Raw genomic sequence first — 23,518 nt, forward strand, 5'->3', positions numbered from 1 at the left:
GCAAACCCTAGTCTAGAAGGCATCGCGGCCTGTGCCGCTTATTCCAGAGACTCCCGTCATCATGTCCGCTGCTGCATCCTTCCGCGTCGAAAAAGACCTGCTCGGCACCCTCGAAGTCCCCGCCGAGGCCTACTACGGCATCCAGACCCTGCGCGCCGTGCACAACTTCCGTCTGTCCGGGGTGCCGCTGGCGCACTACCCGAAGCTGGTGGTCGGCCTGGCCATGGTCAAGCAGGCCTCGGCCGACGCCAACCGCGAACTGGGCCACCTGTCGGCGGCCAAGCACACGGCGATCAGCACCGCCTGCGCACGCATCATCCAGGGCGAGTTCCACGAGCAGTTCGTGGTCGACATGATCCAGGGCGGCGCCGGCACCTCGACCAATATGAACGCCAACGAGGTGATCGCGAACATCGCCCTGGAAGCCATGGGCCATGAGAAGGGCGAGTACCAGTACCTGCACCCGAACAACGACGTGAACATGGCGCAGTCGACCAACGACGCCTACCCCACGGCCATCCGCCTGGGCCTGCTGCTCGGCCACGACAGCCTGCTCACTGCCCTGGACAAGCTGATCCAGTCGCTGGCCGCCAAGGGCCTGGCGTTCGGCCATGTGCTGAAGATGGGCCGCACCCAGCTGCAGGACGCCGTGCCCATGACCCTCGGCCAGGAGTTCCGCGCCTTCGCCACCACCCTCGGCGAGGACCTGCAGCACCTCAAGCTGCTCGCCCCGACCCTGCTCACCGAGGTCAACCTGGGCGGCACCGCCATCGGCACCGGGATCAACGCCGATCCCAAGTACCAGGCCCTGGCGGTCAAGCGCCTGGCCATCATCAGCGGCCACCCGCTGACCCCGGCCGCCGACCTGATCGAGGCCACCAGCGACATGGGCGCCTTCGTGCTGTTCTCCGGCATGCTCAAGCGCACCGCGGTCAAGCTGTCGAAGATCTGCAACGACCTGCGCCTGCTATCCAGCGGCCCGCGCACCGGGATCAACGAGATCAACCTGCCGCCGCGCCAGCCGGGCAGCTCGATCATGCCCGGCAAGGTCAACCCGGTGATCCCCGAGGCGGTCAACCAGGTGGCCTTCGAGGTGATCGGCAACGACCTGGCGCTGACCATGGCGGCCGAGGGCGGCCAGCTGCAGCTCAACGTCATGGAGCCGCTGATCGCCTACAAGATCTTCGACTCGATCCGCCTGCTGACCCGCGCCATGGACATGCTGCGCGAGCTGTGCATCGACGGCATCAGTGCCAACGAGGCGCATTGCCGGGCGCTGATGGAGAACTCCATCGGCCTGATCACCGCGCTGAACCCCTACATCGGCTACGAGAACGCCACGCGCATCGCCAAGCTGGCCCTGGACAGCGGCCGCGGCGTGCTGGAGCTGGTGCGCGAGGAGCAGCTGCTGGACGACGCCGAGCTGGCCGAGATCCTCCGCCCGGAGAACATGATCGCTCCGCGCCTGGTGCCGCTGCAGGCCTGAGCGTAACTGCTCGCACAGACGAGGCCTCACCAGCCTCACCTCTCTGGGATGGCCTCGGCCATCCCTTTTTTATTCCGCCAGTTTCCAAGCTCGACGCAACGCGGCGATCGCCGCGGCGATCTGCGCCTCGGGCACCGCGGCGAAGCCCAGCACCAGCCCGGCGCGCCGCTCCGCAGGCTCCGGGCTGTCCGCCAGCCAGTAGTCGCTGAGGGCGCCGACCTCCACCCCCACCTCGGCCGCCGCCGTCACCAGCTCGCGCTCGCGCGCCAGGCCGTCGACCCGCACGCACAGGTGCAGGCCGGCCTCCACCCGCGGCAGCGGCGCGCAGCCGGGCACATCGGTCGGCCAACCGGCCAGCAGGGCATCGCGGCGGCTCCGCGCGGCCATGCGCATGCGCCGGATATGCCGCTGGAAGTGCCCGGCGGCGATGAACTCGGCCATCACCGCCTGGCTGCCGATCTCCGAATGGCGCATGTCCAGGGCGCGGCGGCGGGCGAAGGGTTCGACCAGGGCCGGCGGCAGCACCAGGTAACCCAGGCGCAGTGCGGGGAAGGCGATCTTGCAGAAGGTGCCGACATAGAGCACCCGGCCCTGGCGGTCGAGGGCGGCCAGGGGCGCCAGGGGCGTGCCGCTGTAGCGGTACTCGCCGTCGTAGTCGTCCTCGACTATCCAGGCGTCGTGACGCTCGGCCCAGTCCAGCAGTTCCAGACGCCGCGCCAGCGACAGGACGACCCCGGTGGGGTACTGGTGCGAGGGCGTGACATAGGCCAGGCGGCAGTCGCCGGCGCGCTCCAGCGCGGCGGCGTCCAGGCCCTCGTCATCCACCGCGATGCCGTTTAACTCGGCGCCGGCCACGGCGAAGGCATGGCCGGCGGCGCGATAGCCCGGGTTCTCGATGGCCACCCGGTCGCCCGGCTGCACCAGCAGCTGGGCGCACAGGCTGATGGCCTGCTGGGCGCCACAGGTGACGACGATCTGCGCCGGGTCGCAGTGCAGGCCGCGGCTGTTGCGCAGGTAGGCGGCGATCAGCTCGCGCAGCTGCGCGTCGCCGGCCGGGTCGCCATAGCCCAGGCGCGCCGGCGACGGCTTGCGCCAGAAACGCGCCGAGAGCCGCGCCCAGGTCTCGAAGGGGAACAGGTCGAAGGCCGGCACGCCGACCCGGAAGGCCCGCGGCGCCCCCTCCAGCGGCGGGTTCAGGTGATGCGTCACGAGCCGCTGCAGGGCCGGGCTGGCCCCCGGGTCGGCGCTGCTCGGCGGGGCCGGGCGCACCACCGCGGCCAGTTCGGCGACATAGGTGCCGGCGCCGACCCGCCCCTCCACATAGCCCTCGGCATACAACTGGTCGAAGGCACGGGTCACGGTGTTGCGCGAGATGCCCAGCAGGCCGGCGAGGTCGCGGCTGGCCGGCAGGCGGGTGCCGCCCGCCAGGCGGCCATCGAGGATGCGCGCGCGCAGCGCCTGATAGAGCTGGCGCGCCAGGCCCAGGGCCGGGTCGAGCTGGATACCGTAGAGGTCGACGGGCAACGGCACTGGGCGGACCATAGATTGGCTCCATGAAGTTCGCAATAAATGGATCTTACAACAGACCAATGTCTTGCCTAGCATGGTCCTGCCTGCTTTCGGAGACTCGCCATGTACACACCCGCGCCCTTTCGCCAGCACGACCTCCCCACCCTGCACCGGCAGATCGCCGCCAGCGGCCTGGCCACCGTGGTCAGCCGGGGCGCGAGCGGCCTGCAGGCCAGCCACCTGCCGCTGCTGCTGGAGCCCGCGGAGGGCGAGTTAGGCACCCTCTACGGCCACTTCGCCCGGGCCAACCCGCAGTGGCGCGACCTCGAGAACGGTGGCGAGGCGCTGGCGGTGTTCAGCGGCCCGGACGCCTACGTCAGCCCCGGCTGGTACCCGAGCAAGGCCGAGCACGGCAAGGCGGTGCCCACCTGGAACTACATCGCCGTGCATGCCCATGGCCGCGCCGAGCTGTTCGACGAACCCGAGCGCCTGCTGCACCTGCTCGGCCGCCTCAGCGAGCGGCACGAGGCCGGCCGCGCCCAGCCCTGGGCGGTGAGCGACGCGCCGCGCGACTATATCGACGCGATGCTGCGCGCCATCGTCGGCTTCGCCCTGCCGATCCAGCGCCTCGACGGCCAGTGGAAGCTCAGCCAGAACCGCAGCCCGGCCGACCAGCGCGGCGTGCACCAGGGCCTGAACAGCAGCGCCGCCAGCGGCGACCGCGAGCTGGCCGCACGCATGCCCAGCGCTCACTAAACCAGGGAGTCACCATGTCCAGCATCGCCCTCGAGATCCGCCCGGTCACCGCCGCCGACCACGCCGCCTGGCATTCGCTGTGGCAGGCCTACCTGAGCTTCTACCGCAGCGAGCTCCCGGAGGCGACCAGCGCCGTCACCTGGCAACGCCTGCTCGCCGCCGTCGAGCCGACCCGCGCCGCCCTGGCCTGGCAGGGCGAGCGCGCCATCGGCCTGGTGCAGTGGATCTTCCACCGCAGCAACTGGTCGGTGGAAGACTCCTGCTACCTGCAGGACCTGTTCGTCGCCGCCGATTCCCGCGGCACCGGCATCGGCCGCTTGCTGATCGAGCATGTGTACACCGAGGCCCGCGCCGCCGGCGCCAGCAAGGTGCACTGGCTGACCCACGAGAGCAACGCCACCGCCATGCAGCTGTACCAGCGCATCGCCGAGCGCTCGGGCTTCGTCCAGTACCGCAAGAGCCTGTGAAGGGAGCAGCGCCATGACCTGTGCCGATTTGTCCGGCTGGCAGCCCCGCCCTGTCCCGCCACGGGCGGCGCTGCACGGCCGCTACGTGCGCCTGGAGCCCCTCGACCCGGCGCGGCACGGCGACGACCTGTGGCGGGCGCTGCAGGGTCCGGACAGCGACCCGCTGCTGTGGGACTACCTGCCCTACGGCCCTTTCGCCGAGCCTGCGGGTTTCGCCGCCTGGCTGGCCGGCAACGCGGCCGGTGCCGACCCGCTGTTCTTCGCCGTGATCGAGCAGGCCAGCCGGCGCTGCGTCGGCCTGCTCAGTTTCCTGCGCCTGGCGCCCAGGGACGGCTGCATCGAGATCGGCCACATCGCCTTCGGCGCCGCCATGCAGCGCAGCCCGGCCTCCACCGAGGCGGTCTACCTGCTGGCCGAGCTGGCCATGACCACGCTCGGCTACCGTCGCCTGGAGTGGAAGTGCAATGCCCGCAACACCCGCTCCATGCGCGCCGCCGAGCGCCTGGGCTTCGTCCACGAGGGCACCTTCCGCCAGCACATGGTGGTCAAGGGGCAGAACCGCGACAGCGCCTGGTTCTCCATCATCGACCGGGAGTGGCCGTGCCGCCGCGCCGCCTTCGAGCGCTGGCTGGCCGAAGACAACTTCGACGCCCAGGGACGGCAGCGGCAGCGACTGGCGCAGCTGCGCGAGGACTGTGGCCGGGCCTGAGGCCGCTCACTCGACCTCGAACAGGCCGTCGCGCAGGTGCGCGGCGGCCAGGCGCTGGCGAATGTCGGCGGCGATGCGCGGGTCGTCCGCGCTGTAGAGCATCACCTGGCGGTAGGCGTTGACCCGGTTGACCTCCGTGCCCAAATACACCCACACCACCCGGGTGCAGGCCGGAGTGCGCCGGTCGCCGCTGGAGACCCCGGTCTTCAGGCCGTTGAGCCGGGTGATGCGGCTCTTGAAGCTGGGAATCAGGATGGTCTGGCTCATCTCGTTGCCGGTCAGCGACTCGTAGTCGATCAGGAACAGGCGGTCCTGCAGGTAGAAGGCCGCGCCCAGGTAGCGGCAGCGCACCGAATCGTCGGCCTCCGGGCCGGGGCCGCGGGGCCGGCCCTGACGCTCCTGGCGCTCGAACAGGTAGCTGCCGCGCTCCTCGCGCAGCTGCACCAGCGACACCAGGATCTGCCCCGGCACCGACATGCAGTTGGCATACTCCAGGTAGTAGCCGCAATAGCGCGACAGGCTGCTGCCGTGCTCGCGCAGCGGCTGCAGCAGCTCCAGCAGCGGGTCGCCGGGCGCCGCGCGCTCCTGTCCGGCGTCGCGGGCGCCGACCAGCCCGGCGAACTGCTCGGCGGGCAGGCCCAGCTCGTAGGCCTCGACGCCGAAGAAATCGCAGATGCGCTTGAGGTTGTAGGGCGTCGGCCGGCTCTGGCCGCTCAGGTACTTGTTGAACTGGGCGCGGTTGATCGCCAGCTGGCGGCAGACCTCGGCGATGGAGCGGTAGTGGCTGCAGAGCAGCTTGAGGTTGTGCCCTAGATGATCGGTCATGGTGCCTGGCGAGGTGATGCGAATGACGCGATTGTAGCATCGACTCGCATCACCTCGCCGCGCCCTGCGAAATTGCCAGGGCAGGGCGATTACCCAACCATGCCCGGGTCATTCGCCCGCGTGGCGTCCCCGCATAACGACAAGAGAGACTTTCCCCATGCTCGACCTCGTCAACGACCTGCTCTGGAGCAAGCTGCTGATCGTCATGCTGATCGGCCTCGGGCTGTACTTCAGCGTCCGCTCGCGCTTCGTCCAGTTCCGCTACTTCGGCCGTATGTTCCGCATCTTCGCCGAGGCCTTCCAACGCCAGCCGGGCCAGCTCAGCTCGTTCCAGGCGCTGATGCTCAGCGTCGCCGGCCGGGTCGGCGCCGGCAACATCGCCGGGGTCTCGGTGGCCATCATGCTCGGCGGCCCCGGCGCGATCTTCTGGATGTGGGTGGTGGCCCTGGTCGGCATGGCCACCAGCTACTTCGAGTGCGCCCTGGCCCAGCTGTACAAGCGCCGCGAGCCCGACGGCAGCTACCGCGGCGGCCCGGCCTTCTATATCGAGCACGGCCTCGGCCAGCGCTGGCTGGGCATCGTCGTCTCCCTGCTGCTGCTGGTGACCTTCGGCTTCGGCTTCAACGCCGTGCAGTCCTACACCGTGGCCAGCTCGCTGCACGACACCTTCGGCCTGCCCACCCACGTCAGCGGCATCGCCCTGATGGTGGTGATCGGCCTGATCATCTTCGGCGGCATCAAGCGCATCGCCAGCATCGCCGACGTGCTGGTGCCGGCCATGGCCTTCGCCTACATCGCCATGGCGCTGTTCGTCATCGGCAGCCAGATCGACCAGGTGCCGCAGGTCCTCGGCCTGATCGTCAAGAGCGCCTTCGGCCTGGAGCCGGCCTTCGCCGGCGGCATCGGCGCGGCGATCATCATGGGGGTCAAGCGCGGCCTGTTCTCCAACGAAGCCGGCCTGGGCAGCGCGCCCAACGTCGCCGCCGTGGCCGAGGTCAAGCACCCGGTGGCCCAGGGCATCGTGCAATCGCTCAGCGTGTTCATCGACACCATCGTCCTGTGCAGCTGCACCGCGCTGATCATCCTGCTCTCCGGCGTCTACCAGCCGGGCAGCGAGATGGCCGGCGTGGTGCTGACCCAGACCGCCGTGGCCAGCGTGGTCGGCGAGTGGGGCCGGGTGTTCGTCAGCATCGCCCTGCTGCTGTTCGTCTTCACCACCCTCATCTACAACTACTACCTGGGCGAGAACGCCCTGGGCTTCTTCAGCCAGAAGCGCATGCCGGTGCTGGTCTACCGCGTGCTGGTGATCGGCCTGGTACTCTGGGGTTCGGTGCAGGACCTGGGCACGGTGTTCGCCTTCGCCGACGTGACCATGGGCCTGCTGGCGGTCGCCAACCTGGTGGCCCTGGCCCTGCTGTTCAAGGTCGGCCTGCGCCTGATGCGCGACTACGACAGCCAGGTCAAGGCCGGCGTCGAGTCGCCGGTGTTCGATCCCAAGCAGTTCGCCGACCTGGATCTCGATCCGGCGGCCTGGCCGGCCGGCGCGCCGAGCCCGGCGGCGAGTGCCGAAATCGCCCATAACGCGCATCAGCGCTGATCGATCGCGCAGTTGCAACAGGGGCCATGACGGCCCCTGTTGCGTATGAGGAGAGGCCAATGCCTTCGACAAAACTTCTGGTGCTCTACACCGGCGGCACCATCGGCATGCAACAGACCGCCAGCGGCCTGGCGCCGGCCTCCGGCTTCGAGGCCCGGCTGCGCTCGCAGCAGGCCCTGGAGACCGGCCGCCAGCTGCCGCCCTGGGTGTTCCGCGAGCTGACGCCCCCGCTCGACAGCGCCAACATGAGCCAGGCCAACTGGCTGAGCATGGCCGCGGCGATCCGCGCCGGCGTCGAGCAGGACGGCTGCGACGCGGTGCTGGTGCTGCACGGCACCGACACCCTGGCCTACAGCGCCGCGGCGCTGAGCTTCCTGCTGCTGGGCCTGCCGGTGCCGGTGGTGCTGACCGGCGCCATGCTGCCCGCCGGCGCCCCGGACAGCGACGCCTGGAGCAACCTGTTCGGCGCCATGGCCGCACTGCGGCAGGGCGTGGCCCCGGGGGTGCGGCTGTACTTCAACGGCAAGCTGATGCACGGCGCACGGGTCAGCAAGCTGGGCAGCGCGGTGTTCGAGGCCTTCGCCGAGCAGCCGCGCCAGCGCGTCGCCGCCCGGGCCGGGGCGATCCCCGCCGAGCTCGACTACCGCCAGCCGCGCCAGCCGGTGAACCTCGCCGTGCTGCCGCTCTACCCCGGCATCCAGGCCGCCCAGGTCGAGGCGCTGCTGGCCAGCGGCGTGCGCGGCCTGCTGCTGGAGTGCTACGGCAGCGGCACCGGGCCGTCGGACGATGCCGCGCTGCTGGCCGCACTGGCGGACGCCCACGCGCGTGGCGTGGTGCTCGCGGCGATCAGCCAGTGCCCCCACGGCCATGTCGCTTTCGGCACCTATGCCGCCGGCAGCCGGCTGGCCAGCGCCGGCCTGGTCTCGGCCGGCGGCATGACCCGCGAAGCGGCCCTGGGCAAGCTGTTCGCCCTGCTCGGCGCGGGCCTCTCCCAGGCCGAGGTCGAAGCCTGGTTCGCCCTCGACCTGTGCGGCGAGAACGCCGACTGAGGTCCGCGCGGCCCCGGCTCGGCCCGTGGCCGGCCCGAGCCGCGCGACCCTTGCGCACTTGCGCGGCACGGGCAAGAGTCTCAGGATGAGAAGTTGCAGCTAGAGGAGGTCGCCCGATGGCCGTACGCATTCCCGTTGAGATCCGCCCGGTCGGCGCCGCCGACCATGCCGCCTGGCTGCCCCTGTGGCAGGGCTACCAGCGCTTCTACATGACCGAGATTGCCGCCGCCGCCAGCGAGCAGGCCTGGCAGCGCTTCCTCGACCCCGGCGAACCGATGCACGCTGCCCTCGCCTGGCACGAGGACAAGGCCATCGGCCTGGTGCACTGGATCTTCCACCGATCCAGCTGGACGCTCGGCGACTACTGCTACCTGCAGGACCTGTTCATCGCCAAGGACGTGCGCAGCAGCGGCATCGGCCGCCAGCTGATCGAGCACGTCTACGACCAGGCCCGCCAGGCCGACTGCGCCCGGGTCTACTGGCTCACCCACGAGAGCAACAGCCGCGCCATGCTGCTCTACGAGCGCATCGCCGCGCGCTCGGGCTTCGTCCAGTACCGCAAGCTGCTGAACTGAACGAGACCGGGAGCCGCCCGTGTCGAGTACTCCCCTGCCCCACTGGCGACCGCCCGGGGTCCCCGCGCGCCGGCCCCTGGACGGCCAGTACGTGCGCCTCGAGCCGCTCGACCCGGACCGTCACGGCACGCCCCTGTGGCAGGCCCTGCAGGGCCCCGGCGCCGACCCGGCGCAGTGGGACTATATGGCCTTCGGCCCGTTCGCCACGCGCAGCGCCTTCGACGCCTGGCTGAGCGGCAACCAGGCCAGCGCCGACCCGCTGTACTTCGCCGCGCTCGACCCGGCCAGCGGCCAGGCCCAGGGCCTGCTCAGCCTGCTCAACATAGTCCCCGAGCACGGCCGCATCGAGATCGGCAATATCTGCTTCGGCCGCGCCATGCAGCGCAGCGTACGCGCCACCGAGGCCATCTACCTGCTCGCCCGCCACGTCTTCGAGCTGGGCTACCGGCGCCTGGAGTGGAAGTGCGACGCGCGGAACGTCCGCTCCCGGCAGGCCGCCGAGCGCCTCGGCTTCGCCTACGAGGGCCTGTTCCGCCAGCACCTGGTGGTCAAGGCGGGCAACCGCGACACCGCCTGGTACGCCGCCCTCGACGGCGAGTGGCCGGCCATCGGCCTGGCCTTCCAGCGCTGGCTGGCGGCGGACAACTTCGACGCCGCGGGACGACAGCGGCGCCGGCTGGCCGAGCTGCGCCGGCGTGACCCGGCCGAGCGAGGGACCGCGGGCTAGAACACCGACCAGCCGATGCGCTGGCTGAGCAGCTCCAGCGCCGCCATGCCGGCCAGGGAGTTGCCGGCGGCGTTCAGCTCCGGCGACCAGACGCAGACGCTGAAGCGCCCCGGCACCACCGCCACTATGCCGCCGCCGACCCCACTCTTGCCCGGCAGGCCGACCCGGTAGGCGAAGTTGCCGGCCTCGTCGTACAGCCCGCTGGTGGCCATGATGGCGTTGACCTGCTTGGCCTGGCGGGCGCTGAGCAGCTGCTCGCCGCTGTGCGGGCAATAGCCGTCGTTGGCCAGGAAGGAAAAGGCCCGCGCCAGGTCGACGCAGCTCATGCGCAGGGCGCAGTGGCTGAAGTAGCTGCGCAGCACCGCCTCGACATCGTTGTGGAAGTTGCCGAAGGCCTGCATCAGGTAGGCCATGGCGGCGTTGCGGGCGCGGTGCTGGTATTCCGACTCGGCCACCCTGGTGTCGATCACCAGCTCCGGGTTACCGGCCAGGCGGCGGACGAAGTCGCGCATCGACAGCGCCGGGGCGGCGAAGCGCGACTGGTTGATGTCGCAGATCACCAGGGCGCCGGCGTTGATGAAGGGGTTGCGCGGTCGGCCGCGCTCGAATTCCAGCTGCACCAGGGAGTTGAACGGCTGCCCGGACGGCTCGTGGCCCAGGCGCTGCCAGATCGCCTCGCCGGAATGGCCGATGGCCTGGACCAGGCTGAACACCTTGGAGATGCTCTGGATCGAGAAGGCCGTGCGCGCATCGCCGGCCACATGCAGCTCGCCGTCGTTGCCGTACACGGCGATGCCCAGCTGGTTGGGTTCGACGCCGGCCAGGGCGGGGATGTAGTCGGCCACCTTGCCCTGGCCGATCAGCGGCCGGACTTCGTCGAGTATCTCGTTCAACAGGTCTTGCATGGGGAAGCTCGCAGCCGGGCCCGGGCGGCGCCCGGGCTATGGCTGCTAGACGCTCGAGGGCCGGCGCTGATCACAGCAGCCGGCCCTTGGCGCGGGTCAGAATTTCTGCGGGCGCAACACCTCGACCGTGGCCAGGTAGCAGATCATCGCGTAGTCGGCGTAGTAGTGTTGTTGCAGGTGCTCGGCCAGCTGCTCGGCCAGCTCGCGGGCGCAGATGATCTCCACGCGGATATTGCCCTCGGTGTCCCAGCCGGCGCTGCGCACGCCGTGGCCACCGCGGCCGCGGGCATCGGTGATGGTCCAGCCGGGGGCGCCGAGGTGCTCCAGGTCGGCCACCAGCTTCTTCTCCAGGGCCGCCTCGCAGATCACGGTGAGCAGGGTACGGGTCGATGCGTTCATGTCAGAGCCCCCAGGCGATGAGTCGTTCGGCCAAGCCGTGGTAGAGCGGAATGCCGATCAGGATGTTGAAGGGGAAGGTGATCCCCAAGGACGCGGTCAAGGACAGCGAGGGGTTGGCCTGGGGCAACGCCAGGCGCAGGGCCGCCGGCACGGCGATGTAGGAGGCGCTGGCCGCCAGGGTGGCGAGCATGGCCGTGCCGCCCAGCGACAGGCCCATGAAGCGCGCCAGCAGGGCGCCGATCAGCGCGCCGATCAGCGGCATCAGCAGGGCGAAGCTCACCAGGCGCAGGCCGAACTGCTTCAGCGAACCGAGCTGACCGGAGGCGATCAGGCCCATTTCCAGCAGGAAGAACGCCAGCACCGGCTTGAACATGCTGGTATACAAAGGCTCCAGCGGCTTGATCGCCTCCTTGCCGGCCACCGCGCCGATGATCAGGCCGCCGAGCAGCAGCATGATGCTCTTGCCGAGGAAGATCTCCCGGCCCAGTTCGCCCCAGTGGGTGTCGCGGCTGATGCCCTTGGCCAGGACGATGCCGACCAGGATCGCCGGGATCTCCAGGATGGCCACGAACAGGGGCATGTAGCTCTCGAAGGCGATGTCGCGGGAGACCATGTAGGCGACCACCACGGCGAAGGTACCGGCGCTGACCGAACCGTAGTGCGCCGCCACCGCCGCCGCATTGATGCGGTCGAAGCGCAGGCCGCGCAGCAGGGTGAAGGCCAGCAACGGCAGGAAGACGCCCAGGCCCAGCACCAGCAGCGCCTGCAGCAACAAGGTCGCACTGGCGTGCTCCACCAGTTCCACGCCGCCGTGCAGGCCGATGGCCAGCAGCAGGATGATCGACAGCGTCTCGTACAGCGCCGGCGGCAGCTTCAGCTCGCTCTTCAGCAGGCCGGCGGCCAGGCCGAAGACGAAGAACAACACTACGGGATCGATGCCCATCTCACGCTCCTGATCCGGCCGACAACCTTCGACCGGGCAAAAAAAGGGAGCCTTGCGGCTCCCAGAGGACTCACTCGTTACAAGACGTTCTAAAGCCTAGCCGGCGATACATGCGGCGGCCTTCATTCGATCTCGATCAGCACTTCGTCCGGGTTGACCCGGTCGCCCTTGGCCACATGCACGGCCTTGACCGTGCCGGCGATCGGCGCCTGCACCTCGGTCTCCATCTTCATCGCCTCGGTGATCAGCACCGCCTGGCCGGCCTTGACCGCGTCGCCTTCCTTGACCAGCACATCGACGATGTTGCCCGGCATGCTGGTGCTGACGTCACCCGGCGCCGCGGCGGCCTTGCGCTTGCCGCCGGCGGCGCCGACGAACTCGTTGAGTGGCTCGAACACCACCTCTTCCGGCATGCCGTCGATGGACAGGTAGAAGTGACGCTTGCCGTCGCCCTTGACGCCGACGCCGGTGATGTCGACCCGGTAGCTCTCGCCGTGCACGTCGACCACGAACTCGGTGGGCACGCCCTCGCCGCCCGCCGGTCTGGCGCCGCCGGCCTCGGGAATCGGCAGCAGCGCCTCGGGGGTCAGGGTGCCGGCCTCGCGCTCCTCGAGGAACTTGCGGCCGATGTCGGGGAACATGGCGTAGGTCAGCACGTCCTCCTCGGACTTGGCCAGGGCGCCGATCTCGCCGCGCAGCTTGACCATCTCCGGCTTGAGCAGGTCGGCCGGGCGCACGTCGATCACTTCCTCGCTGCCGATCGCCTGCTTGCGCAGCTGCTCGTTGATCTCGCCCGGGGCCAGGCCGTAGCGGCCCTGCAGGTAGAGCTTCACCTCGTTGGTGATGGTCTTGTAGCGCTCGCCGGCGAGCACGTTGAACACCGCCTGGGTGCCGACTATCTGCGAGGTCGGGGTGACCAGCGGCGGGAAGCCGAGGTCCTCGCGCACCCGCGGGATTTCCGCGAACACCTCGTTGATGCGGTCCAGGGCGCCCTGCTCCTTGAGCTGGTTGGCCAGGTTGGACATCATCCCGCCCGGCACCTGGTTGACCTGCACGCGGGTATCCACGGCGGTGAACTCGCTCTCGAACTGGTGGTACTTCTTGCGCACCGCGTAGAAGTACAGGCCGATCTCCTGCAGCAGCTCCAGGTCCAGGCCGGTGTCGTACGCGCTGCCCTTGAGGGCGGCGACCATCGACTCGGTGCCCGGGTGGCTGGTGCCCCAGGCGAAACTGGAGATGGCCGTGTCGATATGGTCGGCGCCGGCCTCGATGGCCTTGAGCTGGCACATGGCGCCGAGCCCGGCGGTGTCGTGGCTGTGGACGAACACCGGCAGGTCGACCTCTTCCTTCAGCGCCTTGACCAGGTCGTAGGCCGCGTACGGGGTGAGCAGGCCGGCCATGTCCTTGATCGCCACAGAGTCGATGCCCATGGCCTGCATGGCCTTGGCCTGTTTGACGAACGCCTCGACCGTGTGCACCGGGCTGACGGTGTAGGCCAGGGTGCCCTGGGCGTGCTTGCCGGCGGCCTTGGTCGCCTCGATGGCCACGCGCAGGTTACGCACGTCGTTCATGGCGTCGAAGATGCGGAACACGTCGATGCCGTTGACCGCCGCCTTGGCCACGAAGGCCTTGACCACGTCGTCGCTGTAGTGGCGGTAGCCGAGCAGGTTCTGTCCACGCAGGAGCATCTGCAGGCGGGTGTTGGGCAGTGCCGCCTTGAGCTGGCGCAGGCGCTCCCAGGGGTCCTCCTTGAGGAAGCGGATGCAGGCGTCGAAGGTGGCGCCGCCCCAGACTTCCAGGGACCAGTAGCCGACCCGGTCGAGCTTGTCGCAGATCGGCAGCATGTCTTCGGTGCGCATGCGCGTGGCCAGCAGCGACTGGTGGGCGTCGCGCAGGATGGTGTCGGTGACGGTGATCTTCTTAGACATATCTCAAATCCTCACAGGCCAGCGTGGGCGGCAATGGCAGTGGCGATGGCGATGGCCAGGTGCGACGGGTTGCGCTTGATCGAGTACTCGGTCAGCTCCGGGTGGCTCTCGACGAAGCTGGTGTTGAACTGGCCGCTGCGGAACTCCGGATTGCGCAGGATCTCCTGGTAGTAGGCCGCGGTGGTCTTGACCCCCTGCACACGCATGTCGTCCAGGGCGCGCAGGCCACGGTCCATCGCCTCCTCCCAGGTCAGCGCCCAGACGATCAGCTTCAGGCACATGGAGTCGTAGTAGGGCGGAATGGTGTAACCGGTGTAGATCGCCGTGTCGGTGCGCACGCCGGGGCCGCCGGGGGCGTAGTAGCGGGTGATCTTGCCGAAGCTGGGCAGGAAGTTGTTCTTCGGGTCCTCGGCGTTGATGCGGAACTGCAGGGCGAAGCCGCGGTGGATGATGTCTTCCTGCTTGACCGACAGCGGCAGGCCGCTGGCGATGCGGATCTGCTCGCGGACGATGTCCAGGCCGGTGATTTCCTCGGTGATGGTGTGTTCCACCTGCACCCGGGTATTCATCTCCATGAAGTACACCTCGCCCTCGGCGAGCAGGAACTCCACGGTGCCGGCATTCTCGTAGCCCACCGCCTGCGCCGCGCGCACCGCCAGGTCGCCGATATAGGCGCGCTGCTCGGGGGTCAGCTGCGGGCTGGGGGCGATCTCGATGAGCTTCTGGTTACGCCGCTGGATCGAGCAGTCGCGCTCGTACAGGTGCACGGTGTTGCCGTGGCTGTCGGCGAGGATCTGCGCCTCGATGTGCTTGGGGTTGACGATGCACTTCTCGAGGAACACCTCGGCCGAGCCGAAGGCCTTGGTCGCCTCGGAGATCACCCGCGGATAGGCCTGCTCCAGCTCCTCGCGGCTGTTGCAGCGGCGGATGCCGCGGCCGCCGCCGCCGGAGGTGGCCTTGAGCATCACCGGGTAGCCGATGCGCTCGCCTTCGCGCAGCGCCTCGGCGAGGTCGGCGACGTTGCCTTCGGTGCCCGGGGTGACCGGCACCCCGGCCTTGATCATGCTGCGCCGGGCCTCGGTCTTGTCGCCCATGCGGCGGATCACCTCGGCCGAGGGGCCGATGAACTTGATCCCGCGCTCGGCGCAGATCTCCGCCAGTTCGGCGTTCTCCGAGAGGAAGCCGTAGCCGGGGTGCAGGGCGTCGCAGCCGGTCTCCACCGCCAGGTTGACCAGCTTGCGCGGGTTCAGGTAGCCGGCCAGCGGGTCGGCGCCGATGCCGTGGGCCTCGTCGGCACGCTTGACGTGCAGGGCCATGCGGTCGGCGTCGGAATAGATGGCCACCGAGCGGATGCCCATCTCGGCGCAGGCGCGCACGATGCGCACGGCGATCTCACCGCGGTTGGCAATCAGGATTTTCTTGATCACAAGCTTTTTCCTCGGCCAGGCTCAGATAATCGGTTGCTCGCGCGCCGGCACAAGCCGGTCGGCGCGTGACCGCCGTCCAGCTAGCGGTCGCGGTATCACCCTACGCCGAACAACGAATTACCCAAAATCAATAATAATTTGATTGGCTATAAGTAATAGCTAATGCATCCTTGCGGGACGCCCATCCAGGCCGCCGCCATTCGAGGTACAAGGTGCGTAAGTCATTGATGCGCATGACATTGCGCCAACTCCAGGTGTTCCGCTCGGTGTGCCAGCAGCGCTCCTACAGCCGCGCCGCGGAGGAGATGTCGCTGACCCAGCCAGCCGTCAGCCTGCAGATTCGTCAGCTGGAGGAACTGCTCGGCCAGCCGTTGTTCGACTATGTCGGCAAGAAGCTGCACCTGACCGACGCCGCCGAGGCCCTGCAACGGGCCAGCGCCGACATCTTCGGCCGCCTGGAGAGCCTCGACATGCAGCTGGCCGACCTGCAGGGCTCGCTGCAGGGGCAGCTGAGCCTGGCCGTGGAGTCCAGCGCCAAGTACTTCGTTCCCCACCTGTTCGCCGAATTTCGCCGGGAATACCCCGAGGTCAGCCTGCAGCTGGTGGTGGTCAATCACGCCCAGGCGCTCAAGCGCCTGAGCGCCAACCGCGACGACCTGCTGATCATGTCCCTGGTGCCCTCGGACATGGCCCTGGAATTCCTGCCTTTCCTCAACAACCCCATAGTCGCCGTGGCGGCGCCCGACCATCCGCTGTGCGCCCGCCAGCAGCTGAGCCTGCAGGACCTGAGCGCCTGGCCGCTGCTGGTGCGTGAGCCCGGCTCGGGTACGCGCCGGGCCTGCGAGGAGTACTGCCACCAGAAGCGCGCGCACTTCGCCCAGACCCTGGAGGTGGGCTCCACCGAGGGTCAGGCGGAAGGGGTGATCGCCGGCCTGGGCCTGGCCCTGCTGCCGCGTCATGCGGTGCGCCGCGAACTGGCCCAGGGGGTGCTGCGCGAGCTGCCGGTGACCGAGCTGCCGCTGCTGCGCAGCTGGTGTGTGGTGCACCCGCGGGGCAAGTACCTGTCGCCGGTGGCCCAGGCCTTCTTCGCCTTCGTGCGCCAGCGGCGCAGCCAGATCAGCGAGCTGGCCGAGCGCTTCGCCGGCCCAGGGAATGGGCCGCCGCCAGGTAATTAGCGGCGATCAGCTCGGGATAGTCGGACAGCTGCTGCTGCAGCAGGCGCTGCTCGGCGTAGCTCTCGATGGCGCGGCGGTATTCCATGCGCCGCTGGTCCAGCAGCTTGCGGCGGGTCTTGGCATCGAGCTTGGCGTGCGACTGCGCTTCATCCACATAGCGAGGCATGTTCTGACTCCCAGGCTGACTCTCGGAAGTCTCAGCATGCGCGCGCCCCGTGACGCTTTGACGGCGCGGCGATGACGCTGCGGTGACCGCGCCGCCGGCGCGGGCTCAGTGCTCCTCGACCGTCTTCACCGACTTGGGCGACAGGCGCAGGCTGCGCAGGCTGCGCTTGACGCTCTTGAGGTGGTTGACCAGGCTCGGCCCGCGGGCCATGGCCACGCCCATGGCGAGCACGTCGATCACCACCAGGTGGGCGATGCGCGAGGTCAGCGGGGTGTAGATCTCGGTGTCTTCCTGCACGTCGATGGCCAGGTTGACCGTGGCCAGGTCGGCCAGGGGGGTCTGGCTCGGGCACAGGGTGATCAGGGTGGCGCCCGACTCGCGCACCAGGTTGGCGGTGATCAGCAGGTCCTTGGAGCGTCCCGACTGGGAGATGCAGATGGCCACGTCGCTGGGCTTGAGGGTCACCGCGCTCATCGCCTGCATGTGCGGATCGGAATAGGCGGCGGCGGTGAGCAGCAGGCGGAAGAACTTGTGCTGGGCATCGGCGGCCACCGCGCCCGAGGCGCCGAAACCGTAGAACTCCACGCGCTGGGCCTGGGCGATCGCCGCGATGGCCTGCTGCAGCGCCTGGGAGTCGAGGTGCTCGCGCACCTCCATCAGGGTGTGCAGGGTGGTGTCGAAGATCTTCAGGCTGAAGTCGGCGACCGAGTCGTCCTCGTGGATGGCGAACTGGCCGAAACTGGCGCCGGCGGCCAGGCTCTGCGCCAGCTTGAGCTTGAGGTCCTGGAAGCCGCCGCAGCCGATGGCCCGGCAGAAACGCACGATGGTCGGCTCGCTGATGCCGACGCTGTGCGCCAGCTCGGCCATGGAGCTGTGCATCACCGCTGCCGGGTCGAGCAGTACGTAATCGGCGACCTTGAGCTCCGACTTGCGTAACAGGTGGCGGGACTGGGCGATGTGCTGCAACAAATTCACAAGATTAGGCTCGGCTTTGAGGATGGCGAATCCGTCGCTCGCCCCGCAGCCGAGGGGCGACTCGGTTATGATCGGGGCAGACGGGTTGTAGTGATCTTGTAGTTATACTACATGACTGCCGGCCCCGCACGGCCAAACCGAGTCGGAGTTCCTGCTTTGAGCATTTCCTGTGACATGCTGGTCTTTGGCGGCACCGGCGACCTCGCCCTGCACAAGCTGCTGCCCGCGCTCTACCACCTGCACCGCGACGGCCGCCTGCACGCCGACATGCGCATCCTCGCCCTGGCCCGCAGCCCACACAGCCGCGCCGCCTATCAGGCCCTCGCCGAACGCCGCTGCCGCGCCCAGGTGGCCCGCGCCGACTTCGACGAGGCCAGTTGGCATGGCTTCGCCGCGCGCCTCGACTACTTCGCCATGGACGCCGGCCAGAGCGCCGACTTCGGCCGCCTGGCCAAGCACCTGGGCGACGCCGCCGAGCGCGTGCGGGTCTACTACCTGGCCACCGCGCCGGACCTGTTCGAGGACATCGCCGCCCACCTGCAGATCGCCGGCCTGGCCGGGCCCAAGGCGCGCATCGTGCTGGAGAAGCCGATCGGCCACTCGCTGGCCTCGGCCCAGGCGATCAACGCGGCGATCGGCGCGGTGTTCGACGAGTCGCGGGTGTTCCGCATCGACCACTACCTGGGCAAGGAGACCGTGCAGAACCTGATGGCGCTGCGCTTCGCCAACGCGCTGTTCGAGCCGGTGTGGCGCGCCGGGCACATCGACCACGTGCAGATCAGCGTGTGCGAGACCCTCGGCGTGGAGAACCGCGGCGGGTACTACGACCAGGCCGGGGCGATGCGCGACATGGTGCAGAACCACCTGTTGCAGCTGCTCTGCCTGGTGGCCATGGAGGCGCCGGTGCGCTTCGACGCCGAGGCGGTGCGCAACGAGAAGGTGAAGATCCTCGAGGCGCTCAAGCCGCTGTCCGGCCTCGACGTGCAGGACAAGACCGTGCGCGGCCAGTACACCGCCGGCAAGATCGGCGGCCAGGAGGTGCCGGCCTACTACTTCGAGAAGCACGTGGACAACGACAGCGACAGCGAGACCTTCGTCGCCATCCAGGTGGAGATCGACAACTGGCGCTGGGCCGGCGTGCCCTTCTACCTGCGCACCGGCAAGCGCATGGCGCGCAAGGCCTCGGAGATCCTCATCCAGTTCAAGCCGGTGCCGCACCGCCTGTTCGGCGACGGCGAGGCCAACCGCCTGCTGATCCGCCTGCAGCCGGAGGAGCGCATCAGCCTGCAGCTGATGGCCAAGAACCCGGGCAAGGGCATGCGCCTGAAACCGGTGGAACTGGACCTCAACCTGGCCCACGCCTTCAGCACGCAGCGCCGCTGGGACGCCTACGAGCGCCTGTTGCTGGACGTGATCGAGGGCGACTCGACGCTGTTCATGCGCCGCGACGAGGTGGAGGCCGCCTGGGAGTGGATCGACCCGATCATCCAGGGCTGGCACCAGCACTACCAGAGCCCGCGCCCCTACCCGGCCGGCAGCAACGGCCCGGAGCAGTCGCAGAATCTGCTGGAGCGCCACGGCCGGCGGTGGGCGGACTGAGCCGCCGCGCCTCAGGCCCCGGCCAGACGCTGCCGGCGGAAGTACAGCGGCAGCAGGACCAGCACCCCGGCGCCCAGCACGCCGGCGGCGAGGAACAGCCCGGCGTAGCCGAGCCAGGTGGCCAGCAGGCCGCTGGCCGCCCCCACCAGGCCGCCCAGCAGCAGCTGCGCCGAGGCCTGCAGGGTGAAGTCGGCGCCCTCGTGCTCGGCGCGGCACTGACGCATCATCGCGGCGAACAGCGCCACCGTGGACATGCCGTCGGCCGCCTGCTCGAACAGCGCCAGGCCATAGACCAGGGCGTGGTTGTCGCCGGCCTGCACCAGCGCGGCCATGGCGCCGATGCCCAGGGCCTGCAGCGCGCCGAACAGCAGCAGCGCCCGTAGCACGCCGAGGCGCGCGTAGAGCAGGCCGCCGAGCAGCGCCCCGGCGATGCCCACCAGGCTGCTGATCAGGGTCAGCCGCCCCAGTTCGGCGGCGCTCCAGCCCTGGTCCACCAGCATCGGCTTGATCATCGGCGAGCCCAGGGCGTCGCCCAGCTTGAAACTCAGCAGCACCGCCAGCCACAGGCCCATGCCCGGCAGCGCCAGCAGGCCGCGGTAGTGCCGCAGCAGCAGCCCGGGACCCGCTGGCTCGGCCAGCGCCGGGCGAAAAGGCAGGCGCTCGCGTTCGGCGAAACGCCAGATCGGCACCAGGGTGAGCAGCAGCAACAGCAGCAACAGGCCCATCGACAGGCTCCAGCCGACACTGTCGTAGACCAGCAGCAGACCGCTGCCGCTGACCAGCATGCCGACCTTGTAGCCGCCCACCTGCAGGCTGTTGCCCAGGCCGCGCCAGCGCTCCGGCAGCAGGCGCACGGTGAGGCCGTCGGTGGCGATGTCCTGGGTCGCCGCCGCCAGGTTGACCAGCAGCAGCAGGCCCAGCAGCAGCGGCAGCTGGCGGCCGAACAGCTCGCCCGGCGCCAGCAGGGCCAGGCCCGCGACGACCAGGGCGATGCCGCCCTGCAGCGGCAGGATCCAGCCGCGGTGATGGCCCAGGCGCGGCGATGACAGGCGGTCGACCCAGGGCGCCCACAGCACCTTGAGCAGCCAGGGCAGGGCCAGCAGCTTGAGCAGACCGATCAGCGCCAGGTCGACGCCGTGCTGGCGCAGCAGCACCGGCAGGGAATGGGCGATCAGCCCCGAGGGCAGGCCCTGGGCGCAATAGAGCGAGGCCAGCAACAGCAGGGTGGTATTGGCGGGGCGATCCGGGGAAGCGAGGCGAGGGGCCGGCATGCTGTCCTCATGGCGGGCTGGCGGGCGCAGCGACAGTAACCAGCGCCCCGCCGCGAGACAAGAGCAGCCGCGCCGCTCCCCCGCCTCAGCCCGGCAGCACCGCGGCCTGCTCGCGCAGCAGCTGGGCGAAGGCCGACGCCTCCACCGGCCGGCTGATCAGGTAGCCCTGCAGCTCGTCGCAGTGCTGGGCCTTGAGGAAGTCCATCTGCGCCTGGGTCTCCACCCCCTCGGCGACCACCTTGAGCTCCAGACCGTGGGCCATGGCGATGATCGCCCGGGTGATCGCCGCATCCTCGCCGCCCGCCGCCAGGTCGCGGATGAAGCTCTGGTCGATCTTCACGTAGTCCACCGGGAAGCGCTTGAGGTAGCTGAGCGAGGAGTAGCCGGTGCCGAAGTCGTCAATCGCCAGCTTGACCCCCAGGTCGCGCAGCTGCTGGAAGGTGGCGATGACGCTCTCGACGTTGTCCAGCAGCTGGCTCTCGGTCAGCTCCAGCTCCAGCAGGTCGGGGGCCAGGCCGGTTTCCTCGAGCACCTGGCGCACCAGACTGGTCAGGTTGCCCTGGCGCAGCTGATGCACCGACAGGTTGACCGACACGCGGATCTCGGCCAGGCCCTGGCGCTGCCACTCGCGCGCCTGCTGGCAGGCCTGGCGCAGCACGAACTCGCCGATCGGCGCGATCAGCCCGGTTTCCTCGGCCAGGCCGATGAACTCGCCCGGCGGCACCAGGCCCAGCTGCGGGTGCCGCCAGCGCACCAGCGCCTCGGCGGCCTTGACGCTGTCGTCGGCCAGGCACAGCTTGGGCTGGTAGAAGACCTCCAGCTGGTCCTCGGCGATCGCCTTGCGCAGCTGGTTCTCCAGCTGCAGGCGTTCCAGGGTGCAGGCCTGCAGGTTGTCGGTGAAGAACTGGAAGGTGTTGCCGCCCAGGTGTTTGGCATGCTGCATGGCCATGTTGGCCTGGCTGATCAGCGCGGAGATCTCCCGCGCGTTGTCCGGCAGCAGGCTGATGCCGATCGAGGCGCTGATCACCAGCTCCTGGTCGCCGACCACCAACGGCAGGCGCAGCTTGGCCAGCAGGCGGCTGGCCATGCGCGCCAGGCTCGACAGGCTGCCGTAGGAGTCGAGCAGCACGGCGAACTCGTCGCCGGACAGCCGGGCGATGCAGTCCGCCTCGGGGGCGGCCTGGGTCAGGCGCTGGCTCATCTGGCGCAACAGCTGGTCGGCCAGGTCGTGGCCGAGGCTGTCGTTGAGCAGCTTGAAGCGGTCCAGGTCGATATGCAGCAGGGCCAGGCTGCGGCGGTTCTGCCGGGCGCGCTGGGCGGCCTCGTGCAGGCGCTGCTTGAACAGGCTGCGGTTGGCCAGGCCGGTCAGCTCGTCGTAGTGCGACAGGTAGCGCAGGCGCTCCTCGGTCTCGCGCCGCGCCGACAGGTCGGCGAAGAAGCCGACGATATGGCTGACCTGGCCCTTGGCATCGCGCACCACCTTGAGCTGCAGCCACTGCGGGTACAGCTCGCCGTTCTTGCGCGTCTCGATCAGTTCGCCCTGCCAGCTGCCGATCGCCTCCAGCTCCAGGCGGATCGACTGGTACTGGCGCCGCGACTCGCGGCTGCTGATCAGGGTCGCCACGTTCTTGCCCACCAGCTCGTCCTCGCGGTAGCCGGTGACCTGGAGGAAGGCCTGGTTGGCCGCCAGCAGGCGGTAGTCCGGGTCGAGGATGACGATGCCCTCGCTGGCCGCATCGAACACCGTGGCGGCCAGCCGTTGCTGCTGCTCCAGGCGCTTGCGCGCGCTGATGTCGCGGCGGGTGCCGAGCATGCGCAGCACCCGGCCCTGATCGTCGCGTTCCACCGCGCGACCACGGTCCTCTATCCACACCCAGTGGCCGGCGGCGTGCTGGATGCGGTACTCGATCTGGTAGCCGTCGCTTTGCCCCTTGAAGTGCTCGACCAGGGCCCGGCGCAGCAGCGGCAGGTCCTCCGGGTGCAGGCGCGGCTTGAGGTCGCGCAGCATGATCTGCACGGCCTCCGGCTCCAGACCGAACAGCTCCTTGAGGTGCGAGTGGTGCACCTCGTCGCTTTGCAGGTTCCAGTCCCACAGCCCCAGCTCGCTGGCCTCCAGGGCCAGGGCCAGGCGCGCCTGGCTCTTGCCCAGGGCCTGGGTGGCGGCGTCCAGCTCCAGGGTGCGCTCGGCCACGCGCCCCTCCAGCTCGCCGTGGGCCTCGCGCAGCTCGCGCTCGGCCCGGCGGCGCTGCTCGACCTCGCGCGCCAACTCGGCGTTGAGGCCCTCGGCCTGGCGCTTGGCGTGTTCCAGGTGGTCGATCAGCGCCTGGTTCTGGAAGCGCTGCAGCAGGCTGCGCTGCACCAGGCGGTTGACCTGCCAGGCCACCACCAGCAGGGCCAGGCTCAGGATCACCCCGAGCAGGCCCCAGCCCTGCAGCAGGCGCTGGTCGCTCAGCAGCAGGTAGGTCAGGGTCGGCAACAGGCAGGGCAAGACGAAGGTCAGGAAAGCCGTCAGGCTGATGGCATAGGCGACGCTGGCGGAGAGGATCGCCGCGCAGATCAGGCCATAGAGCAGGGCCTGCTGGAAGAACTGGTCGGCCGGCACCAGGGCGATGGCGGCGAAGGCCAGGGTCAGGCCGGAGGCGGCGGCGCCGAACAGGAAGCGCCGCTGCCACCGCGGGTGGGCCTGGCGCTGCGCCGGGGCCATGCTGAAGGCCTGCACCTGGACCAGACGCAACACCGCCAGCAGCACCAGCCAGACCAGCCAGCCGCCGAGCAGCAGGCGGGTCTGCGGGGACCACAGCAGGTAGGCGCAGACCAGGCCGTTGAGCAGCATCAACAGGGTCGGCACCCGCGAGCCCTGATAGAGCAGGCGGGTCCGCTCGACGGCGAACTGCGTGGCGAACTGTCGCTGGATAGGGCTGCCGCTGTCGGGCGGCAACTCCGCGGAGGGGGCATTTGTGCTGGCTGTCATAGGCGGTGTTCTTGTAGTGGTTGCCTAGGCGTCGGCGGAGCATACCCGAGCCAGACGCC

General features: G+C 69.4%; 21 protein-coding genes. 10 read left to right on the plus strand and 11 right to left on the minus strand.

From position 1 onward, the window contains the following. The first annotated feature begins 61 nt into the window (after positions 1-61). The gene (locus I0D00_RS11935; protein ID WP_213639938.1) at positions 62-1,486 is read left to right on the plus strand and encodes an aspartate ammonia-lyase; all 1,425 of its coding nucleotides are present in this window, start codon (positions 62-64) and stop codon (positions 1,484-1,486) included. Between the two features lie 69 nt (positions 1,487-1,555). On the opposite strand, the gene pdxR is transcribed toward I0D00_RS11935, so the two are convergent. Further along, positions 1,556-3,028: a MocR-like pyridoxine biosynthesis transcription factor PdxR gene (gene pdxR, locus I0D00_RS11940; RefSeq protein ID WP_213639939.1), complete on the minus strand. Its 1,473-nt coding sequence runs from the start codon at positions 3,026-3,028 to the stop codon at positions 1,556-1,558. A 90-nt stretch (positions 3,029-3,118) separates the two neighbouring features. On the opposite strand from pdxR, the gene I0D00_RS11945 reads away from it, so the two are divergent. Genes I0D00_RS11945 through I0D00_RS11955 form a run of 3 tightly spaced genes read left to right on the plus strand, consistent with a single transcriptional unit; the run spans position 3,119 to position 4,927 of the window. Next, positions 3,119-3,751 carry an FMN-binding negative transcriptional regulator gene (locus I0D00_RS11945; RefSeq protein WP_213639940.1) on the plus strand — a complete coding sequence of 211 codons (633 nt, stop codon included), beginning with the start codon at positions 3,119-3,121 and terminating at the stop codon, positions 3,749-3,751. A 14-nt stretch (positions 3,752-3,765) separates the two neighbouring features. After that, on the plus strand, positions 3,766-4,218 hold the full coding sequence (locus I0D00_RS11950) for a GNAT family N-acetyltransferase (protein ID WP_213639941.1): 453 nt from the start codon (positions 3,766-3,768) through the stop codon (positions 4,216-4,218). Positions 4,219-4,231: 13 nt separating this feature from the next. Continuing rightward, entirely contained in the window at positions 4,232-4,927 is a 696-nt protein-coding gene (locus I0D00_RS11955; protein ID WP_213639942.1) for a GNAT family N-acetyltransferase, read from the plus strand. 6 nt (positions 4,928-4,933) lie between these two features. Here the strand turns inward: I0D00_RS11955 and I0D00_RS11960 are convergent, their stop codons facing one another. Beyond that, on the minus strand, positions 4,934-5,752 hold the full coding sequence (locus tag I0D00_RS11960) for a helix-turn-helix domain-containing protein (protein ID WP_213639943.1): 819 nt from the start codon (positions 5,750-5,752) through the stop codon (positions 4,934-4,936). Positions 5,753-5,909: 157 nt separating this feature from the next. Here I0D00_RS11960 and I0D00_RS11965 point away from each other — a divergent pair, with 157 nt between their 5' ends. From I0D00_RS11965 to I0D00_RS11980, 4 genes are all read left to right on the plus strand, one after another. Next, a complete protein-coding gene (locus I0D00_RS11965) occupies positions 5,910-7,349 on the plus strand; it encodes an alanine/glycine:cation symporter family protein (RefSeq protein ID WP_213639944.1) in 1,440 nt (479 codons plus the stop codon). Between the two features lie 59 nt (positions 7,350-7,408). Then, complete coding sequence (locus I0D00_RS11970) at positions 7,409-8,398, plus strand: asparaginase (protein WP_213639945.1); 990 nt, start codon at positions 7,409-7,411, stop codon at positions 8,396-8,398. Positions 8,399-8,514: 116 nt separating this feature from the next. Continuing rightward, on the plus strand, positions 8,515-8,973 hold the full coding sequence (locus I0D00_RS11975; RefSeq protein WP_215730808.1) for a GNAT family N-acetyltransferase: 459 nt from the start codon (positions 8,515-8,517) through the stop codon (positions 8,971-8,973). A 19-nt stretch (positions 8,974-8,992) separates the two neighbouring features. Further along, on the plus strand, positions 8,993-9,700 hold the full coding sequence (locus tag I0D00_RS11980) for a GNAT family N-acetyltransferase (RefSeq protein WP_213639946.1): 708 nt from the start codon (positions 8,993-8,995) through the stop codon (positions 9,698-9,700). Here the strand turns inward: I0D00_RS11980 and glsB are convergent. The 5 genes from glsB to I0D00_RS12005 form a co-directional block, all read right to left on the minus strand. Further along, a complete protein-coding gene (glsB, locus tag I0D00_RS11985) occupies positions 9,697-10,605 on the minus strand; it encodes a glutaminase B (RefSeq protein WP_213639947.1) in 909 nt (302 codons plus the stop codon). The two genes, I0D00_RS11980 and glsB, sit on opposite strands and share 4 nt — an antisense overlap. A gap of 96 nt (positions 10,606-10,701) precedes the next feature. Further along, a complete protein-coding gene (locus I0D00_RS11990) occupies positions 10,702-11,004 on the minus strand; it encodes a DUF3240 family protein (RefSeq protein WP_213639948.1) in 303 nt (100 codons plus the stop codon). Between the two features lies 1 nt (position 11,005). Then, a complete protein-coding gene (locus I0D00_RS11995) occupies positions 11,006-11,947 on the minus strand; it encodes a sodium-dependent bicarbonate transport family permease (RefSeq protein WP_213639949.1) in 942 nt (313 codons plus the stop codon). 122 nt (positions 11,948-12,069) lie between these two features. Continuing rightward, positions 12,070-13,875 (minus strand): sodium-extruding oxaloacetate decarboxylase subunit alpha, encoded by a 1,806-nt coding sequence (oadA, locus tag I0D00_RS12000; protein ID WP_213639950.1) that lies wholly within the window; start codon positions 13,873-13,875, stop codon positions 12,070-12,072. An 11-nt stretch (positions 13,876-13,886) separates the two neighbouring features. After that, a complete protein-coding gene (locus tag I0D00_RS12005; protein WP_213639951.1) occupies positions 13,887-15,302 on the minus strand; it encodes an acetyl-CoA carboxylase biotin carboxylase subunit in 1,416 nt (471 codons plus the stop codon). Between the two features lie 227 nt (positions 15,303-15,529). Here I0D00_RS12005 and I0D00_RS12010 point away from each other — a divergent pair, with 227 nt between their 5' ends. Next, entirely contained in the window at positions 15,530-16,477 is a 948-nt protein-coding gene (locus I0D00_RS12010; RefSeq protein ID WP_213639952.1) for a LysR family transcriptional regulator, read from the plus strand. Here the strand turns inward: I0D00_RS12010 and I0D00_RS12015 are convergent. Both I0D00_RS12015 and hexR read right to left on the minus strand, forming a co-directional pair. Continuing rightward, positions 16,419-16,643 carry a PA3496 family putative envelope integrity protein gene (locus I0D00_RS12015; protein ID WP_213639953.1) on the minus strand — a complete coding sequence of 75 codons (225 nt, stop codon included), beginning with the start codon at positions 16,641-16,643 and terminating at the stop codon, positions 16,419-16,421. The genes I0D00_RS12010 and I0D00_RS12015 overlap by 59 nt on opposite strands. Positions 16,644-16,748: 105 nt before the next feature. Beyond that, the gene (gene hexR / locus I0D00_RS12020; protein ID WP_213639954.1) at positions 16,749-17,618 is read right to left on the minus strand and encodes a transcriptional regulator HexR; all 870 of its coding nucleotides are present in this window, start codon (positions 17,616-17,618) and stop codon (positions 16,749-16,751) included. 111 nt (positions 17,619-17,729) lie between these two features. Between hexR and zwf the strand changes: the two genes are divergently transcribed. After that, positions 17,730-19,217: a glucose-6-phosphate dehydrogenase gene (zwf, locus tag I0D00_RS12025; RefSeq protein ID WP_213639955.1), complete on the plus strand. Its 1,488-nt coding sequence runs from the start codon at positions 17,730-17,732 to the stop codon at positions 19,215-19,217. 11 nt (positions 19,218-19,228) lie between these two features. Here zwf and I0D00_RS12030 read toward each other — a convergent pair whose 3' ends face one another. Together I0D00_RS12030 and I0D00_RS12035 are read right to left on the minus strand one after the other, a co-directional pair. Then, entirely contained in the window at positions 19,229-20,488 is a 1,260-nt protein-coding gene (locus I0D00_RS12030; protein WP_213639956.1) for an MFS transporter, read from the minus strand. Between the two features lie 85 nt (positions 20,489-20,573). Further along, the gene (locus I0D00_RS12035; protein ID WP_213639957.1) at positions 20,574-23,459 is read right to left on the minus strand and encodes a putative bifunctional diguanylate cyclase/phosphodiesterase; all 2,886 of its coding nucleotides are present in this window, start codon (positions 23,457-23,459) and stop codon (positions 20,574-20,576) included. Positions 23,460-23,518: the final 59 nt, after the last annotated feature.

Source organism: Pseudomonas lalucatii (assembly GCF_018398425.1).
GTDB lineage: Bacteria > Pseudomonadota > Gammaproteobacteria > Pseudomonadales > Pseudomonadaceae > Aquipseudomonas > Aquipseudomonas lalucatii.

Coding starts and splice junctions, on each gene's coding strand:
- pdxR (WP_213639939.1), bottom strand. CDS start 3,028: ATGGTCCGCCCAGTGCCGTTGCCCGTCGACCTCTACGGTATCCAGCTC.
- I0D00_RS11955 (WP_213639942.1), top strand. CDS start 4,232: ATGACCTGTGCCGATTTGTCCGGCTGGCAGCCCCGCCCTGTCCCGCCA.
- I0D00_RS11995 (WP_213639949.1), bottom strand. CDS start 11,947: ATGGGCATCGATCCCGTAGTGTTGTTCTTCGTCTTCGGCCTGGCCGCC.
- I0D00_RS11935 (WP_213639938.1), top strand. CDS start 62: ATGTCCGCTGCTGCATCCTTCCGCGTCGAAAAAGACCTGCTCGGCACC.
- I0D00_RS11975 (WP_215730808.1), top strand. CDS start 8,515: ATGGCCGTACGCATTCCCGTTGAGATCCGCCCGGTCGGCGCCGCCGAC.
- I0D00_RS12010 (WP_213639952.1), top strand. CDS start 15,530: ATGCGCATGACATTGCGCCAACTCCAGGTGTTCCGCTCGGTGTGCCAG.
- glsB (WP_213639947.1), bottom strand. CDS start 10,605: ATGCAAGACCTGTTGAACGAGATACTCGACGAAGTCCGGCCGCTGATC.
- oadA (WP_213639950.1), bottom strand. CDS start 13,875: ATGTCTAAGAAGATCACCGTCACCGACACCATCCTGCGCGACGCCCAC.
- I0D00_RS11950 (WP_213639941.1), top strand. CDS start 3,766: ATGTCCAGCATCGCCCTCGAGATCCGCCCGGTCACCGCCGCCGACCAC.
- I0D00_RS11970 (WP_213639945.1), top strand. CDS start 7,409: ATGCCTTCGACAAAACTTCTGGTGCTCTACACCGGCGGCACCATCGGC.
- I0D00_RS12035 (WP_213639957.1), bottom strand. CDS start 23,459: ATGACAGCCAGCACAAATGCCCCCTCCGCGGAGTTGCCGCCCGACAGC.
- zwf (WP_213639955.1), top strand. CDS start 17,730: ATGACTGCCGGCCCCGCACGGCCAAACCGAGTCGGAGTTCCTGCTTTG.
- I0D00_RS11990 (WP_213639948.1), bottom strand. CDS start 11,004: ATGAACGCATCGACCCGTACCCTGCTCACCGTGATCTGCGAGGCGGCC.
- I0D00_RS12030 (WP_213639956.1), bottom strand. CDS start 20,488: ATGCCGGCCCCTCGCCTCGCTTCCCCGGATCGCCCCGCCAATACCACC.
- I0D00_RS12015 (WP_213639953.1), bottom strand. CDS start 16,643: ATGCCTCGCTATGTGGATGAAGCGCAGTCGCACGCCAAGCTCGATGCC.
- I0D00_RS11965 (WP_213639944.1), top strand. CDS start 5,910: ATGCTCGACCTCGTCAACGACCTGCTCTGGAGCAAGCTGCTGATCGTC.
- I0D00_RS11945 (WP_213639940.1), top strand. CDS start 3,119: ATGTACACACCCGCGCCCTTTCGCCAGCACGACCTCCCCACCCTGCAC.
- I0D00_RS11960 (WP_213639943.1), bottom strand. CDS start 5,752: ATGACCGATCATCTAGGGCACAACCTCAAGCTGCTCTGCAGCCACTAC.